Annotated in this window: 17 protein-coding genes; 12 read left to right on the plus strand and 5 right to left on the minus strand. The window is 39.9% G+C overall.

The genetic code is table 11. The annotated features are described in order from the left end of the window. Complete coding sequence (locus C8270_RS09270) at positions 1–747, plus strand: hypothetical protein (RefSeq protein ID WP_158701681.1); 747 nt, start codon at positions 1–3, stop codon at positions 745–747. Between the two features lies 1 nt (position 748). Here the strand turns inward: C8270_RS09270 and C8270_RS09275 are convergent, their stop codons facing one another. Beyond that, entirely contained in the window at positions 749–2,446 is a 1,698-nt protein-coding gene (locus C8270_RS09275; RefSeq protein WP_106496557.1) for a M3 family oligoendopeptidase, read from the minus strand. Between the two features lie 186 nt (positions 2,447–2,632). Here C8270_RS09275 and C8270_RS09280 point away from each other — a divergent pair, with 186 nt between their 5' ends. The 7 genes from C8270_RS09280 to C8270_RS09310 all read left to right on the plus strand — a co-directional run bounded on the left by C8270_RS09280 (position 2,633) and on the right by C8270_RS09310 (position 9,320). Then, entirely contained in the window at positions 2,633–2,860 is a 228-nt protein-coding gene (locus C8270_RS09280) for a DUF2164 domain-containing protein (protein ID WP_199794666.1), read from the plus strand. Positions 2,861–2,883: 23 nt separating this feature from the next. Beyond that, positions 2,884–3,078, plus strand: coding sequence for a YwbE family protein (locus C8270_RS09285; protein ID WP_106498497.1), 195 nt, complete (start codon positions 2,884–2,886; stop codon positions 3,076–3,078). Further along, a complete protein-coding gene (locus C8270_RS09290) occupies positions 3,075–3,803 on the plus strand; it encodes an SIS domain-containing protein (RefSeq protein ID WP_442785797.1) in 729 nt (242 codons plus the stop codon). Before C8270_RS09285 ends, C8270_RS09290 begins: the two co-directional genes overlap by 4 nt. A 110-nt stretch (positions 3,804–3,913) precedes the next feature. After that, a complete protein-coding gene (locus C8270_RS09295) occupies positions 3,914–4,996 on the plus strand; it encodes a CdaR family transcriptional regulator (RefSeq protein WP_106496559.1) in 1,083 nt (360 codons plus the stop codon). A 125-nt stretch (positions 4,997–5,121) separates the two neighbouring features. Next, entirely contained in the window at positions 5,122–6,252 is a 1,131-nt protein-coding gene (locus C8270_RS09300) for a glycerate kinase (RefSeq protein WP_106496560.1), read from the plus strand. A 4-nt stretch (positions 6,253–6,256) separates the two neighbouring features. Further along, on the plus strand, positions 6,257–7,618 hold the full coding sequence (locus C8270_RS09305; RefSeq protein WP_106496561.1) for a GntP family permease: 1,362 nt from the start codon (positions 6,257–6,259) through the stop codon (positions 7,616–7,618). A gap of 142 nt (positions 7,619–7,760) precedes the next feature. Continuing rightward, positions 7,761–9,320 (plus strand): FMN-binding glutamate synthase family protein, encoded by a 1,560-nt coding sequence (locus tag C8270_RS09310; RefSeq protein WP_106496562.1) that lies wholly within the window; start codon positions 7,761–7,763, stop codon positions 9,318–9,320. Positions 9,321–9,412: 92 nt separating this feature from the next. Here C8270_RS09310 and C8270_RS09315 read toward each other — a convergent pair whose 3' ends face one another. Further along, positions 9,413–10,627: a dicarboxylate/amino acid:cation symporter gene (locus tag C8270_RS09315; RefSeq protein ID WP_106496563.1), complete on the minus strand. Its 1,215-nt coding sequence runs from the start codon at positions 10,625–10,627 to the stop codon at positions 9,413–9,415. 239 nt (positions 10,628–10,866) lie between these two features. On the opposite strand from C8270_RS09315, the gene C8270_RS09320 reads away from it, so the two are divergent. Next, positions 10,867–11,544, plus strand: coding sequence for a dual OB domain-containing protein (locus C8270_RS09320; protein ID WP_106496564.1), 678 nt, complete (start codon positions 10,867–10,869; stop codon positions 11,542–11,544). Positions 11,545–11,590: 46 nt separating this feature from the next. On the opposite strand, the gene C8270_RS09325 is transcribed toward C8270_RS09320, so the two are convergent. Further along, positions 11,591–12,466 (minus strand): CvfB family protein, encoded by an 876-nt coding sequence (locus tag C8270_RS09325; protein WP_234028530.1) that lies wholly within the window; start codon positions 12,464–12,466, stop codon positions 11,591–11,593. 746 nt (positions 12,467–13,212) lie between these two features. Then, the gene (locus C8270_RS09330) at positions 13,213–13,410 is read right to left on the minus strand and encodes a DUF2188 domain-containing protein (protein WP_106496566.1); all 198 of its coding nucleotides are present in this window, start codon (positions 13,408–13,410) and stop codon (positions 13,213–13,215) included. Positions 13,411–13,498: 88 nt separating this feature from the next. Between C8270_RS09330 and C8270_RS09335 the strand changes: the two genes are divergently transcribed. From C8270_RS09335 to C8270_RS09345, 3 genes are all read left to right on the plus strand, one after another. After that, positions 13,499–13,819: a CHY zinc finger protein gene (locus C8270_RS09335; protein WP_106496567.1), complete on the plus strand. Its 321-nt coding sequence runs from the start codon at positions 13,499–13,501 to the stop codon at positions 13,817–13,819. Positions 13,820–14,569: 750 nt separating this feature from the next. Beyond that, positions 14,570–14,806 (plus strand): indolepyruvate ferredoxin oxidoreductase subunit alpha, encoded by a 237-nt coding sequence (locus C8270_RS09340; protein ID WP_106496568.1) that lies wholly within the window; start codon positions 14,570–14,572, stop codon positions 14,804–14,806. Between the two features lie 246 nt (positions 14,807–15,052). After that, on the plus strand, positions 15,053–16,531 hold the full coding sequence (locus C8270_RS09345; RefSeq protein WP_106496569.1) for a Na+/H+ antiporter NhaC family protein: 1,479 nt from the start codon (positions 15,053–15,055) through the stop codon (positions 16,529–16,531). A 390-nt stretch (positions 16,532–16,921) separates the two neighbouring features. Here the strand turns inward: C8270_RS09345 and ytaF are convergent, their stop codons facing one another. After that, positions 16,922–17,614, minus strand: coding sequence for a sporulation membrane protein YtaF (gene ytaF, locus C8270_RS09350; RefSeq protein WP_325034737.1), 693 nt, complete (start codon positions 17,612–17,614; stop codon positions 16,922–16,924). Positions 17,615–17,641: the final 27 nt, after the last annotated feature.

Below are 17,641 nucleotides of genomic sequence, written 5' to 3' on the forward strand. Positions count from 1 at the left end.
GTGAGAGTAGAAACATCGACCGTAGAGCAGGAATATCAACCCGAAAACGAAAACATCAGCCCGAGAGCAGAAATATCGGCGCGAGAACAAAAACATCGGCCCGAGCGCGGAAACATCAGCCGGAGAACGGAAACATCGACCCGAGAGCAGAAACATCAGCGTGAGCGCGGAAACATCGGCGCGAGCGGAGAAACATCGGCTCGAGAACAAAAACATCAGCCCGAGAGCAGAAACATCAGCCCGAGAGCAGAAACATCGGCTCGAGAACGAAAACATCGGCCCGAGTGGAGAAACATCAGCCCGAGAGCAGAAACATCAGCGCGAGAACAAAAACATCAGCCCGAGAGCAGAAACATCAGCCCGAGAGCAGAAACATCAGCCCGAAAACGAAAACATCGACCCGAGCGGAGAAACATCGGCGCGAGAACAAAAACATCAGCCCGAGAGCAGAAACATCGGCCCGAGAGCAAAAACATCGGCCCGAGCGGAGAAACATCGGCGCGAGCGGAGAAACATCGGCGCGAGCGGAGAAACATCGGCTCGAGAACAAAAACATCAGCCCGAGAGCAGAAACATCAGCGCGAGAGCAGAAACATCAGCCCGAGAGCGGAAACATCAACCGGAGAGCGAGAACATCAACCCGAAAACGAAAACATCAACCCGAGCGCGAAAACATCAGCCCGAGAGCAGAAACATCACCAAATCAAAAAAGACACTGCCCATATTTCAGGGCAGTGTCCATCTTAAATTACAATGCTTTATCATCCACGGATTCTAGCCATTCCTCAATTGTATCAACGACAGATTCAACGCAACCTTCCTCAAATGGGGAGCGTAAATTTGCTGCCTCATCTAGGCCGAGGAATGATTTGGAACCGCCTAGTTTACATAAATGAAGGTAGTCTTCCCATGCTTCTTCATGGTTTTCCCGTGATCGTTTCCAAAATTGGAATGCACAGATTTGGGCCAAGGTGTAATCAATGTAATAAAATGGTACTTCATAAATATGTCCCTGACGCTGCCAAAAGCCACCAGCTTCCAAATAGGCATTGCCATCATAGTCACGATGTGGAAGGTAGGTTTGTTCAAGTTTTTTCCATGCCTGTTTTCTTTCTTCTGGTGTCCATTCAGGGTTTTCGTAAACGAGGTGTTGGAATTCATCAACTGCAACTCCGTATGGCAAAAACTCCAATCCACCAGCAAGATGCGAATATTTATATTTATCCGTATCCTCTTTGAAGAACAACTCCATCCAAGGCCATGTGAAAAATTCCATGCTCATGGAATGTATCTCTGCCGCTTCGGAAGTTGGAATCAAGTATTCTGGAATACCGATGTTTCGGCTGGAGTAAAATTGAAAAGCATGTCCAGCTTCATGTGTCAGTACATCAATATCACCAGATGTTCCATTGAAGTTTGCGAAAATGAATGGTGACTGATAATCCTCGATAAAGGTACAATAACCACCGGCCTCTTTTCCTTTCTTCGCTTCCAGATCCATCAAGTTCCGATCAAGCATATAGTCAAAGAATTCCTTTGTTTCAGATGATAACTCCTTATACATTTTTTTACCGTTTTCAATAATCCATTCAGGCTTTCCTTTTGGTTGTGCGTTTCCACTGCTGAATTCGAAGGCTTCATCGTAATATTTTAGTGAATCCACACCAATCCGCTCTGCCTGTTTTTTATAAAGTTTACTTACTAGCGGGACAATCGATTCACGAACCTGTTTACGAAATACATCGACCATTTCGGCATTATAATCGACCCTTTGCATTCGTAAATAGCCGACTTCCACAAAATTTTTGTAACCAAGTGTTGTTGCTATTTCATGACGGACCTTTATAAGTTGATCATAAATATCATCGAACTTTGTTGCATTATGATCGAAAAATCCTGCACTTGCTTCGATAGCCTGCTTACGAACGGTGCGATCCTTGTTTTGGACAAACGGACCAAGCTGTGCCAGTGTGTATGTCTCTCCCTGGAATTCTACTTCTGCCGAGGCAACTAGCTTTGAATATTCCGATATAAGTTTGTTTTCCTTTTGCAAGAGCGAAATAATTTCTGGTGAAAAAGATTTAATTTCACAATCAGCAAGTTGGAAGAGTTGTGATCCCCATTGTTGCTCAAGTTCATCACGGTATGGTGATTGAATAAGCGCTTGATAAAAAGCAGTGTCTAGTGCTCTAATCTCTGGTTCCATTTCATCGAAAAAGTCGCGTTCCTTTTGGTAAAAGTCGTCATTTGTGTCAATGGACGCGCGAATGTACACTAAATTAAACAGTGTCGATAGTCTGTCTCGAAATGCATTAATCGCTTTAATTGCCTTGTTCGATTCATCAAGAGAATCAGCCGATTTAAATGTGTGAAGCAAATTGGCAAAGGAATCTTTTTCTTTTTGTAAGTCTGGTCGTTCATATGTAAATTCTTCAAATGTCTGCATGCAAAACCTCCTTTTAGTACTGTAATAATTCGACAAAAATGTTGGGATTCCTGCTTTTTCTAGGATTTAATCGATAATAGGAATGACACTTGTTATAATGAAACTATTCTACAGAAAAGTGCGTTTCCATAAGGTCGCCGTTTAACATTCGGTGATTTATTGAATAACCGCTAGAAGGAGATAAAAATGAAACCAAAATTTGAAGTAACCAAAGAGCGAAAAGAGGAAATGGTTGGGTTAATTAAAGGATACTTTGAAAAAGAGCGTGATGAGCAGATTGGTGATTTAGCCGCAATGCTGCTGTTAGAGTTTTTCATAGAGGAACTCGCACCAACATTCTACAATATCGGGGTTGAGGATTGTCATGCATATATGACGGAGAAACTAGACGATATATTTGAGATTCAGAAGTAGAAAGGATACGGATAAAAGTGACAATTGATGGACGATATCGAAAAAATATTCAGGCGGGATTAGAAGTAAAGATCGTGCTGAAAAAAGACCAGCGAACTGGGAAGACGACAAGTGGTGTAGTTAAGGACATTCTTACAAATTCGGATTTTCATCCACACGGGATTAAAGTTCGTTTGCAGGATGGACAAGTCGGACGAGTAACGGAGGGATACAATTGATCAATCAATATATGCATAAAATTAAACAATTATTAGCTCAAGTGGAACAAGAAGAAACGACAGTAATGCATGAAGCAGCAAAAGAAGTTGCCGAAGCGATCCAACATGATGGAGTAATCCACTTATTTGGCTGTGGTCATTCACATATGTTAGCGGAAGAGGTTTATTATCGTGCCGGTGGATTAGTACCAATACATCCAATTTTACATGAACCTCTTATGCTGCATGAGGGTGCATTGCGATCATCGGAACTCGAACGAAAACATAATTATGCAGAAGCGTTTATTAATCAAGAAGATATTCGCAAGGGGGATGTACTTTTTGTTCTTTCAACTTCAGGAAGAAATCCAGTCCCAATAGATGTCGCCCATTTTGCTAAAGAGAAGGGTGCCAATGTAGTTGGTATCACATCCGTGGAATATTCATCAAGTCAACCATCACGTCATGAAAGTGAAAAGCATTTGTTTGAGGCGGTTGATCTTGTCATCGATAGTCATGCACCAACAGGGGATGCTATGCTTTCCCACGAAAAAGTAAAGGTTAACTTTTCACCAAGCTCAACAGTAATTGGTGCAACGATATTGAATGCAGTTTTTGCAGAAGCAATTGCGATCATGGCTGAAAATGGTTTTGAGCCACCCGTATTTTTGAGTGGTAATATTGACGGAGCAGATGAGCACAACAATAAGTTGATTGTGAAGTATGGGGATCGAGTTGAGTTGTAGAATTTTTTAGGTAGATTTCTGGAACCGAGCTACAAATGAGAGGAGTTCTTTACGTGAAAAGCGTAGAGGGCTCTTTTTACAAAAAGGTAATTTAAGTCCAGGAGGTTACTATGAAAATAACAAGTGAATTGGGGCAAGAGGTCATAAAACGAATTTCAGAATACATAGCAGTTGACATTAACATTATGGATTTAAATGGAAGAATTGTAGCCAGCACTGATTATTCACGGATTGATCAAATGCATAGTGGTGCTATGAAGGTAATTAAAAATCGTGAACCGGTTATTTTGAGTGAAGAGGTGGTTAATGATTATCCCGGAACCAAACCGGGTGTTAATCTTCCTATTAAACATCAAGATAAAATCAAAGGTGTAGTCGGGGTTAGTGGTAATCCAGTAGAGATTGAGCAGGTCACGGGAATCATTCGTGCTTCAGTAGAAATAGTCTTGGAACAAATACATATACAACATCAGACTTATTATAAGGAAAGACTGTGGAATCATTGGGTACATCAATTGCTACATCCCATGGGTTTTGATAACGGAAAATTAGCAGAAGATGCAATCTATTCATTAAATATTGACCCCAAACAGTCCTGGCGCATAATAGTCTTTACTGGTGAAAACATTCATGATTATCTTGAAAGTATTCGACAGGAAATTGCTGGAGCAAAAATAAATACATTGTTTATCCTACCTTTTTCAGAAAATGAAATTATTGTTGCAATTGATCCGGAATTTTATCGTACTAATCAGTTGGTAACTAGGTTTATTACCCGATTTGGAGAACAAATACGAGCTGGAGTAGGAAATGTCGAATATGGTATCCCGGGAATACGTAATTCATACATGCAGGCCAAACAATCGCTTGTATTTGCAAGAAATAAAGAATCTAAATCTATATCTTATATTGAGGACTGGAAATTGGAGCGATTAATAGCTGCAATTCCCCAAACTAAATATGATTCCATTTGTAAAAACTATGAAACTCTACTTAAAAATTTGGGTGGGGAATATGTCAAAACTGTCGAAGTCTATTTATCTAATAACTTCTCAACGAAAGAAACTGCTAACAAATTACACATCCACAGAAATACCTTACACTATCGATTAGATCAGATCAAAGACAAAGTGGGTCTTGATCCCCGGTTGTTTTATGAGGCATTTATACTAAAAATAATAATAAGTAAGTAAAAATATCACTGTGCAATCGCACAAATCTGCATCATTATATTTTGAATAATTTGTCTATAATAACAATTGTAAGCGGTATCGCATTTCTTTTTAATTATAGTTAACACAATTGAAGGAGTCTCATTATGAATATAGTTATAGCACCAGATTCATTTAAAGGAAGTTTAACATCCGCACAAGCATCTGAAATAATGAGAAAGGCAGTATTGGAAGTATTATATGATTGTGAAGTTTATGATAAGCCGATGGCAGATGGAGGTGAAGGTACGCTTGATTCAATGCTCGCTTCATCAAACGGCGTGCAGATTCCTATAAGTTGTGTTGGACCATTAGGTGAAAGAATCAACACTTCATATGGAATTGTGAGGAAAGCAACTGCAATTATTGAATGTGCAAGAATTGCTGGTTTAACGCAAGTCCCCGAAGAAAAACGTAATCCCGATATGACAACATCCTATGGGGTTGGTGAGGTAATAATTAATGCGCTGAATAGAGGATGCACCTCAATTGTTTTAGGACTAGGAGGAAGTGCAACCAATGATGGTGGATTAGGTATGCTTCAGGCACTTGGAATGAAAGCGTGGGATGAGAAAGGAGCTGAAATTGGTCCATTTGGATGTGATTTGTTAAAAGTAGCAAAGGTCAATTTTGCTGGATTAGATAAACGGTTGAAATCCGTTGCTATCAAAGTAGCATCTGATGTTGACAATCCATTATGTGGGAATAGAGGCGCGAGTGCGGTCTATGGACCACAGAAAGGTGCGACAAGAAATCAGATTAAGCAATATGACCAAGCTTTGCGTTATTATGGAAATTTAATTGAAACTGAAATTAATCAATCAGTTAAAGATGTTGCGGGATCAGGTGCAGCAGGAGGATTAGGCTTTGCATTATTAGCTATTGGGGCAGAATTGGTATCTGGTGCAAAGTTAATTGCAAAAGCAGCCAATCTCGAGAGCAAGATTAAGTTTGCCGATTTAGTATTAACCGGTGAAGGGCAAAGTGATGCGCAAACATTATATGGAAAGGCACCCGGATACGTTGCAGAAATCGCTGAAAAGTATCGAGTACCCACAGTATTAATTTCTGGAAGTTTAACTGGGGATCTGGATGTTTTACAAGAGAAATTTGCTGGATGTTTTTCGATCATCGACAAGCCTTTGTCCTTAGAGGCATGCATGGCTAATGCGGGAGAATTATTGTTTAATCAGACAAAACAAGTGGTTTATTTTTGGCGTTCAATTAAAAAGGGGTGAAAACATGGAAGGTTTCGGTCTTATTGTATTAATTGCTATCGGTGTTTTGTTTATTATTTTTGCTACTGCAAAATTGAAGCTTCATCCGTTCTTATCATTATTATTCGCTGCATTTGGGATTGGAATTTTGGCAGGATTGCCGCTTCCGGATGTGATAGAAGCAGTAAATGGTGGGTTTGGCGGATTGATGGGCAGTATTGGTCTTGTAATTATTTTCGGAACGATTATTGGTGTTATTTTAGAAAAATCAGGTGCTGCATTGCGGATGGCTGAGGTTGTATTACGGATTGTTGGTGAAAAGCGGCCACAAATGGCAATGAGTCTTATTGGAGCAATTGTTAGTATTCCGGTATTTTGTGATTCTGGCTATGTTATTTTATCATCGTTGAAAAAAGCTTTGGCAAAAAGGGCTAGGGTTGCAATTGCTTCGATGGCAATAGCTTTATCAACTGGTTTGTTTGCAACTCATACATTGGTTCCACCAACACCTGGTCCCATAGCTGCAGCGGGTAATATCGGTGCAGAAAATTATCTTGGAACAATTATTTTGATGGGTATTATTGTAGCGATTCCAGCAATTATTGCAGGTTATGTGTGGGCAATGAAAGCTGGAACGAAAATAAAGGTTAATGGAGAAGATGAGAAAGATCCTGCATACGATTATGATACTATTTTAAAAGAGTTCGGTGAGATGCCATCAACGATAAAGTCATTTGCGCCAATTGTTGTTCCAATTTTACTGATTGGGTTTAGTTCCGTAATTACTTTCGCAGAGTGGACTGGAACATTTTTTGATATATTGCTGTTTTTAGGGTCACCAGTTGTTGCATTGTTAATTGGTGTACTCTTTGCCTTTTTGTTATTACCAAATTATAACGAGGAAACATTAACCGATTGGATTGGTATGGGAATCAAAGAAGCAGCACCTATCCTTCTTATTACCGGGGCAGGCGGTGCATTCGGATCAGTTATTAAGGCTACACCAGTTGCTGATTTCATTCAAGGATTCGGTGAAAGTGCATTTTTTACGGGTGCAATGTTTGTTTTTATTCCATTCATAATTGCTGCAGCATTAAAAACAGCACAAGGTTCTTCAACAGCAGCATTAGTGATCACGTCAACCTTGGTAGCACCTCTTTTATCGCAAATTGGCATAACAGGTGCTGTGCCACTTGCGTTAGTTGTTATGGCTATTGGTGCAGGAGCAATGGTTGTGTCACATGTTAATGATAGTTACTTTTGGGTTGTTAAAGAATTTAGTGGTATGTCGGTGACACAGGCATACATGGCCCAAACGGCAGGTACTTTAATTCAAGGTATTGTTTCTATTGCTGTCACATTTATATTGTGGGTAATTTTAGTGTAGTTGTAATCTGATGGGCTCTCAGAGTCCCATCCGTCTTTTTGTGAACTATTTTAAAAGAGGATTATCTTAATATGGATATTCTTCCCCAAACTGATACATCCTAACCTTATGAGATTATTTTTACAAAGGTAGGTCATTTGGGATGAATATTGCAAACATAATGACAATTATTGGATTTGTTGCGGTCGTTGTTGTATTGCTTGTGTTAATAATTGTCGGTTTATATGTGTTTTTTGTAGACCGGTCACAAAAGCAGCATCCAGTTCTCCGTAATTATCCAGTAGTTGGGAGAGTTAGATACTTTTTTGAAAAAATAGGCCCGGAATTACGTCAGTATTTTTTTAATAATGATAATGAAGGCAAACCATTCTCACGTCGGGATTATCAACATATTGTGAAAAAAGCAAAGTATAAACGGGATGTTCTTGGGTTTGGATCACAACGAGACTTTGATGCAGCAGGTTTTTATGTGCGAAATTCGATGTTTCCTAAGTTAACAGAAGAATTAAAGATGGATCACGATACAAAAGTGACGACAGATCGCTATCTATTATTAAAAGATCCGTTGTTCACAGAGAGAAAAGAAGAATTGGAGAAACATGAATCACTTGCTTACTTGCTTCAGGATGATGACGCGGTTGTCATTGGGGAAAATACTCGGTATCCTTTTGTAGCAAAGGGGCAGATTGGTATGTCGGCCATGAGTTATGGCTCGCTTGGTGACAAAGCAATTACTGCTCTTTCTGAAGGATTAGGGATTGCGAAGGGGACATGGATGAACACCGGTGAAGGGGGACTTTCCGATTACCACTTAAAGGGTGGCGTCGATATCATCATGCAAATTGGCCCAGGTTTGTTTGGTGTAAGGGAAAAAGACGGTACATTTGATTGGGATGAGCTGTTGGAGAAAAGCAAAATCCCACAAGTAAAGGCATTTGAATTAAAATTAGCGCAAGGGGCCAAAACTCGTGGCGGACATATTGACGGAGAGAAAGTTACCGAGGAAATAGCACGAATTCGTAAGGTGGAGCCTTTTAAATCGATTGATAGTCCAAATCGGTTTACGGAGTATAGTGATATACCCTCGTTGTTTGGCTTTATTGAAAAAATTCGTGAACATACTGGTATGCCGGTTGGAATGAAGGTTGTAATTGGCAGTCCTGGTGAAGCAGAAGAACTTGCGAAACAGATAAAGGATCTAGGAAAAAGCCCGGATTTTATTACGGTAGACGGTGGTGAAGGTGGAACCGGTGCTTCTTATCAGGAACTCACGGATAGTGTTGGGTTGCCAATTCGATCCGCCCTTCCACTAGTCCACGAAGCATTACTGAAATATGGTGTTCGTGATCAAGTGAAATTGATTGCGTCTGGTAAACTGTTTTCCCCTGATCGTGTCGCAATAGCCCTTTCAATGGGTGCTGATCTTTGTAATATTGCACGTGGATTTATGATCACGGTTGGTTGTATTCAAACATTAAAATGCGCATCTAATATATGTCCAGTGGGTGTAGCAACGACAGATCCTGAATTACAAAAGGCGCTTGTCATTGATGAAAAAAAATGGCGAACAGCAAATTACGTCATTACGATGCGAAAAGGATTATTTCGAATTGCCGCAGCAGCAGGTCTTGATTCACCAGTGAAATTTGATCGAGAACATGTGGTATATAAAGATGAAAAAGGAAATGTGCAGGCATGGTAAGTATGCAAAACGCAAGCTAAAGTTAGCTTGCGTTTTGTACATGTATACATATTGGATGCGCATACTGATTGGCATACGTATTAGAATTACAATTAAACTTCCGTCACTAAGGTTTCCGAATGTCGTTTTCTTTCTGATGCTTCAACGACAACACTTGCCGATGCATCCCCAATAATATTGACCGATGTTCGAAACATGTCTAAAATTCGATCGATGCCTGCAACGAGTGCAATTCCCTCCAGTGGCAAGTTAACTGCGGCCAGTGCCATGGTCAACATAATTAATCCTGCCCCAGGAACACCCGCAGTACCAATGGATGCAAGTGTTCCAATTAATGCTACGGTCAGGATTTGAGCAAAAGTAAGTTCAATACCAAAATACTGGGCAACGAATACAACCGCAATCCCTTGATAAATTGCCGTTCCATCCATATTTATTGTTGCACCTAACGGCAAGATAAAACTGCTTGTTTCCTTGGATACACCTAGATTTTCTTGCGTGTTTTTCATCGTTACAGGTAATGTCCCAGAGCTGCTACACGTGCTAAATGCAACTGCTGCAGCTGGAAAAATTCCTTTTAAAAATTCGATTGGATTCATTTTTCCAAGTGATTTAACCGCAACCGAATACACGACTGCTACATGAACGATACAAGCGACGATAAGTGCGAGTATTAGTTTGATTAAAGGTAGTAGAACAGAAGCACCGTATTCACCGATAACAGGTGCAAGCAAACCAAAGATTCCAATTGGTACCAGTGTCATGATGACGCCGGTAATTTTATACATGACTTCGGCAAATCCATCAAAGAAGCGTTGGACAGGAGCGGCTGTTTCACCGACCAATTTAATACCGATACCAACAAAAATAGCGAAAAAGATGATTTGAAGAACATTACCGGTAGCTAATGCTTCGATCGGGTTTAGTGGAATAATATTTAGGATCGTTTGCACGACACCTTCTGTTTCATTCGGCGAAACGGATTCCTCTGCCACCTGCAGATCCATGCCCGTTCCAGGTGAAAAGATATAGCCAGCAAGTAGTCCGATTGATATGGCAATGAAACTTGTAGTTAGGTAGAAGGATATTGTTTTACCACCTAAACGGCCCAACTTCTTAATGTCACCAGCACTTGTTACCCCGACGATAATGGTTGATAGAATTAATGGAACTATAATAAATTTAATGAGTCGTAAAAATAAATCCCCAAGCGGTTGCACGTACACCGTTTTTTCGCCAAAAATAAGACCAACAATAATCGCTAAAATAAATGCACCGACAATTTGCCATATGAAGTACTTTTTCATAGAATCCTCCTCTCTATAAATATGATTTGAATCAACTTTTCACCTCCCTTTTCATTAAAGTATTCATTTATTGACCTGAAAATTCCGATTATTATAAAGTACAGAAGAAACGCTTTCTGTTTTCTTTTATGTATTGAGTCATAAAGGAGGTAAACCGCCTTGTAAGCAGAATAACTAGCTTTTCATGTCGGATTTTGAGATAATCTATTTGCTTAAAAGGGAAGAAATGGGGGATTGAAGTGAATGTTTGTATTTTATCCGTAACCCGAGTTGGAGAATATTTCAGTATTGCCGGAATAAGTACACAAGGTGAGTGGGTAAGACCAATTTCCGATGGCCCTACAGCACCTTTTTGGGATGATACACATTTAAGATTTGACACGGGCTTTGGCTTTATCAGGCATGGAGATATCATTGAATTTCAAGGGAAAAAGCCAGAAGAGCATCAACATATATATAGTGAGGATTATATCGTCGTTTCGGGTGGCATGACATTGAAAAAACGGCTTTCAAATGCTAATTTACTTTGGTTTTTGGAAGAGGTGGTTGAGTCACAAACGGAATTTGAGGATACTGTAAATAAGCGGGGAAGAAGTTTGTGTATTGTTAAGGCGGATCGGATGGTACCATATTTGTCAGAAGACTCTGGTGTGATTCCCGTACCCAAAATGGCACTAACAAATTTTGACTATCACTTGCTTAATCCAGCGATAAATGCAAGTAATTTCGCTGTAACGGATATCAAATGGAACAAGCTTATTCAGCAAGATTTAATTGGTAATCGAGTCAATTATAACGAGCTTTATATTGTTATAGGATTAGAACCATCAAGTGATCAATTAGGAGTGGATGAGCCTCATATTATTGGTGTCCTGACAGATCCAGAAATTGATTTGCCAAACTCATATCCATATTGATTTGTTAAAAAATAACCACTTCCTTTGAAAGTGGTTATTTTCATTCTTATTTGAGATAGGTAGAGCCATCACGCTGCTCGATTTTTCCATCTTTCATCAGTTTACCTAATGCCCGTTTAAATGCAGCCTTGCTTATATGAAAGGTCCCTCGTATGTCTTCAGGATCACTTTTGTCACTGAATGGGATTACACCATTGCTTTCTGTTAAATGTGCTAAAATTACCTCGGCATCTTCGGCCATACCGTGTTGTTTCAATGGTCTGAGTGAGATGTTTAATGTACCATCTGCTTTCACCTCAATTACACGTCCCTTAACCCATTCTCCAAGACGTGGTTCTTCTTTTCGTTCTGTGTGGTGAATGAATCCGCGGTAACCTTCTTCAGTTATAATTGCTGTACCTTCTTTACTGGTGTGATACACACGTCCGCTAATAGGTGCGTTTAAGACATTTTCCGGGGCAAGCTCCCATTCTCGCATAAAAACACCTTCTGTTGCTGGGATTGCGAGTAATCGCCCTTTACGGTCTTTGCCTAACGTAATATAAAGCATATCTCCTACTTCAGGCCAAGCGCTTTCGAATAATGGTAAATCATCTTTAGAGACTAGTATTTCTTTGGCGATGCCAATCGTTACGAATGCACCCAAGTTAGGGATTACTTCGACAACTTCAACCCAGTCGTAAATATCCATTTGAACGGACGGTAACTTGGTCGTGGCAACAGTTTGTCCTTTTTTATCCTGGTACAAAAATACATCAACATTTTGATCTGGCTCAAGTTCTGTTTCCGTTTCGTTATGATGTAACAACGCCTCTTCTGCATTCTTTTGTAGGACATAGCCAGTGTCAATTTTTCGTAGTACTGTCATCGTTTGGATCGTGCCAATTGGTAATATGTTCATTGTCGTAAAACCTGCTTTCATTTAAATTTATGGAACAGAATATATAAAATTATGTGTACACATTTTCGAGGAATCTTGTGTATATCATTGCTCTCAACATCTAACAGTGTTTTTGTTTTTTTTTTTTAGGCTTTTTTCGTAATATTTGTTGCTTGTTAAATTTCGTAGTTGATAAAAATTAGTTAAGAATTCTCTTTCGTAACGTATTTTCTAGTTCTAATGATGATTGTGCTTGGGTCTGCTCCGTCAGAATACTTCGCTTTCCGTGGGCACGGCCTCAACCTCTTCGGAAAAAAAACAATCATTGTCTCAGATAATGTCGCATTTTATATCCATTGTGTAAAAAACAACATTCCTTTGTTTATGTATTGGAAAAGGGGTACCCTCATTGTTAAGAGTACCCCTTTGATTACTAAAGTAACACATAAGATTTACATTTTATATTTTTAGCCTGAATAATTCAGGTGGGTTTTCTTGTTTGGAATTTTAATGATACATTACCCATTTTTTGAGTGAGAAATCTCATATTTAATTCAAGTTTCACTCATACCGCGGTCTATGTTCCACTGGGTGTTTTCTAACTTAAGCAACGTCAGCCCTACCTGCTCTAACGTCCTTGCGACCCCTTAGTCGCGCCAGTGTGAATAAGCATCTGCAAAAACATGACGTAGAATGCCAGAAATACTTATTTGTTACTTCATTTCGTTAACTAATCTATATTCTCATGATTTTGCAGTTTTGTCAACAACCAACGAAAAAATGACCGGTTAATAGATTTTCTCTTCTATGATTTCATGATTTTTATCCAAAATAATTACTTTGCTAGGTTTGTTACTTTTAGCCAATTGTTCTGCTTTTTCTATGGCATCATCTTTTGCAATGTATTCATCTGTTGGTGCCACATCCTCTAACTTAACATACCAACCTGTAACATCTTTGTTTGGTGCAACACTAAATTTCTTCACTGTAAAACTCCTTTATATCTATGTTATTTATCTTTTCCCAGTGATTGCTATAATGAAACTATCAATTATAAATAAAAGGAGATTTGTTATGCAGACTAGAAATGTAAAAGGGGCAATCGATCAAGAAACTCGATGCCGCCATTATCATGGGAAGAATGATCGGATTGCTATAAAATTTTATTGCTGTGGGGAGTATTATGCTTGTTATAAATGCCATGCTGAACATGGTTGTGGCAATACGAAAGTCTGGCCGAGGGAAAAATTTGATCAAGCGGCAATTTTATGCGGATCTTGTGGGACAGAGCTGACAATTAATGCTTATTTAAATAGTGGTGCGTCTTGTCCAAAATGTGATGCGAATTTCAATCCTGGCTGTTCGCTGCACCATCATTTATATTTTCAAAAGTAATTATTTCAACTTTCGCAGCAATAAAATAGGATCAAACAGTTAGCTGAGGCAAACTTGTAACGTTCTAATGCGAAGAACTAAGAAACTTTCCTCGCCGTTCCGGAAATACACTACGCTTTCCGCGGGCGGCTGCTGAGCCTCCTCAAGCTATCGCTTTCCGGGGTCTCACCTAGGCCTCTCTTCCCGCAGGAGTCTCCGTGTATTTCCTCCACTGGTATTGCATTTACGACCATTAGCCGTAGTGGTAATTGTTCTATAAGTATCCTACCATTTCACTAGTCCGGGTGAGTGAAGGATGGTGACTCCTCGAAAAAGAAAGACACTTTTTCTCACGAAGATGTATCGCTGACGTAGCCTTCCTTGTCCTGCGGGAACAATGGTTTTCGGTGGGGCGAGTTAGCGCAGCCCCAGCACGTGTCCGAAGACCCCGCAGGAAGTGGTTTGAAAAGGAGGGTCGACTAAAACCGTCCTTTGCGGACAACGTCGACATACCCCTCGCCGGGGCAAGGAGGCTGAGGCCGTGCCCGCGGAAAGCATCCACCCGGAGCGATCCCGGACGGCGGCAAATGCGCGTACTTATAAAAAAGAGCACAGCAGTTATGTCGTATTTTATATCATATACGAAGTTAAAAAGCAACAAAGTTTACGAAAACCGCTTTTTATTTAAAACGAATTACTTGAAATGGTAGAATAAATTAGTATTAAATTAATATGGAGCCTTATTTTCAGGAATGGGGAGGGAAAATTTAAATGGCTTTTGTTATATTAGAACCATGTGGCAAAGAAAAAGCGGCAGAATGTGTCAGTGTTTGCCCCGTTGATTGTATAGAAGAAGGACCAGATCAATTCTATATTGATCCAGACGTTTGCATCGACTGTGGAGCATGTAAAGCAGTATGCCCTGTCAGTGCAATCGAAGAGGAATATGACCTCACGGCAGATCAGGAAGTTTATTTGGATAAAGCGGAAAACTTCTTTAGGAAATAGATCTAGCAGGCTTAGGTTCTGTACGGAACTTGAGCCTGCTTCAATTTTCATACATATAGTGGTTGTTTGCAGGTTGGGGTAAATGTAATGCATTAAAAATTTTTTATCCCAGTTTCGACATATGGTAGAACTACTTTGTCGATTTTGTTTTAAATTTGGTACTTTTTGAATACGCGCATTTGTGATAAAGTTAATAGAGAAAATAGAAAATTAACAGACATCAACGAGTTTGGGAGGAGAGAAAGAATGGCTAGTGCAAAAGACGAACTAGACCAGGTTACAGGAAGTAAGCGCATACAAAAGTTGGAGTTCCGATTAGGGGCATTCGGGGCAGCCGTGCCACTAATATTTTTCGTAGTTTGGGCAATTACAACAAGTGTATTAAAACTTTCATCCGAAATAGGACTTGTGATGGGGGCATTGATTGGCCTGACGCTTGGTCTATTTTTTAGTAAAAGTAAGTGGGGCGATTACGCACAAGGGCTGTTTGATGGTTTAGCGCAACCAGTCGGAGTTGTGGCAATTGTTGCCTGGTTTTACGCAGGAATGTTCGCACAAATTTTACAAGTTGGCGGGCTGGTAGAAGGGCTTGTCTGGCTTGGTGGTATCTCTGGTGTTGAAGGTGGATTATTCGTTGCCATGACATTTTTACTGGCAGGGGTGTTTTCCACAGCAGTTGGAACTGGTTATGGTACAACAGTTGCATTTTGTACCTTGATGTACCCTGCTGGGATTGCTGTTGGCGGAGACCCGACCATGTTGTTTGCGGCGATTTTAGCTGGTGCAGTATTTGGAGATAACCTTGCACCAGTTTCGGATACGACGATTGTTTCTGCTACGACACAGGAAGCCGATGTTCCGGGGGTTGTCCGCAGCCGGTTTAAATACTCGATTATGGCAGCAATTCCAACTGTCATCTTATTCGCAATATTTGGTGGTGGTGGAGATACATCAATTGCCAATCAAGGTGCATTAGATGCGATGCTTGATTCAACTAACCCAAAGGGACTCATCATGCTTGTTCCATTTGCGATTGTGCTCATTTTAGCATTATCCGGACATCATTTAGTGACCTCGTTAACTTGGGGAATTATTGTATCGATACCAATCATTGTTTTCATGAATTTGGGTGAATTTACTGATATTATCAGTTTTGATAAAGACAGTGACACCGTTATTACTGGTGCACTTGTTGATGGTGTCATGGGATATATGAACATGGCGATTCTTATATTACTCATTGTTGCTGCGGCCCATTTATTAAAACTTGGTGGAACAATGGATGCAGTTACTGGTGCCATGGTAAAATGGATAAAAAATTCAATTCGCCGTGCAGAGCTTGCGATGTGGGCGATTGTTGCCTTGCTCAATAGTGCGATCACGATTAATACTGCTGCGGAAATCGCTGCGGCTCCATTTGTGAAAGAGCTTGGTGATAAATATAAAATTCACCGTTATCGTCGGGCGAATATGCTTGATGCGATAACATCCGCACTCGGATATATTTTCCCGTGGGGTGCACCATTACTACTTGGATGGTCAACCATTAAAATGATGCAAGATACGTATGATTGGTTGCCGATTGTGTCCCCTACGTCTGTTTTCCCGTTCGTTTTCCAAGGCTGGTTCTTAGTTATCGTTATGCTGATTGCTGCGATTACAAGCTGGGGATTGCGATATGAAGGTAAAAATGGGGAAGAATTAAAAGAACAACCGCGTGATTAAATAAGAAAATTCATGCTCGGATAAAGGCTGAAACGATAGTCTTTATTCGAGCATTTTTAATTTATATGGGTCATGTTTACAGCAAACACTTATGCTGTATGCCTTAATTAGTTTCGAGCAGTATCCTCGTTACACCGCCCATTCGCTATTGTCTTTCGTTATATTTCGGTGTTTTTTCTGCCGTTATTTTGGGTATTAATGGATATACACCAATGAAAGGGTGAAACGATGATACGTATAATTTTAATGATAATTGGTGCACTTGTTGTTATAGGCTGGATTATTTCGCTCTTATAAAGGTTGGTGAGCTCACAAGATCGGATGCTTCCTCATCTGACAGCTTTTATCATGCCTTAATACACAGAAAAATCTTTAATAATAACGTTCACTTCATCTGAACATATTAGAAATTCCTAGCGCGATCAACAGGAATGGCGGGAGAAGTGTCAATTTTTTCATCACTTTGCTATTAGAAAGAAATAATCCAATATTGATTCCGCAAAATACGAATAATCCGCTCATAAAAGCAATTAAAGAAGCAGTTATTAAGGGGGAGTAACCTAGCATCGCTGCGCCTAACCCGGCAGCAAACGCATCAAGGGCAAGAGCAAAACCTAGTAATACAGCTTCCCGGATTGAAATAACTCCTGATTGATCCAAGTCTGCGCGCCGTGGTTCTTTTAACACAAATTTGAATTGATCAAGCTGTGATTCGTTTTTTGATAAGGCATAGGTTGTGTCATTTTTTTTAGCCTTGACCATATTCCACAGTGTAAACAGTCCAATGGCTATCAAGATAAGACCACCAATTATTTTGGCTGTGAAGGCAGAAATAATCGAACTAAGCACACTTCCAACTGTCATTGATAATAAGACAATGATACCAGAGCATAACATAATAATGCATAAAGCGATCAGAGGTACACGAATACGTCGCATCCCATAAGCTATCCCTACCCCAAAACCATCAAGACTTACCGCGATAACTAAGAAGAACAACCCTGTATAAAACAGCACATCTATCAGATCCTTTGCTATCTTTCTAGAATACAGTGTATGGATAAATGGGGGAGATGTGATCATAAATTGCATCAAGCCAACATTTTGGGC

This window comes from Lentibacillus sp. Marseille-P4043 (assembly GCF_900258515.1).
Lineage (GTDB): Bacteria > Bacillota > Bacilli > Bacillales > Amphibacillaceae > Lentibacillus_C.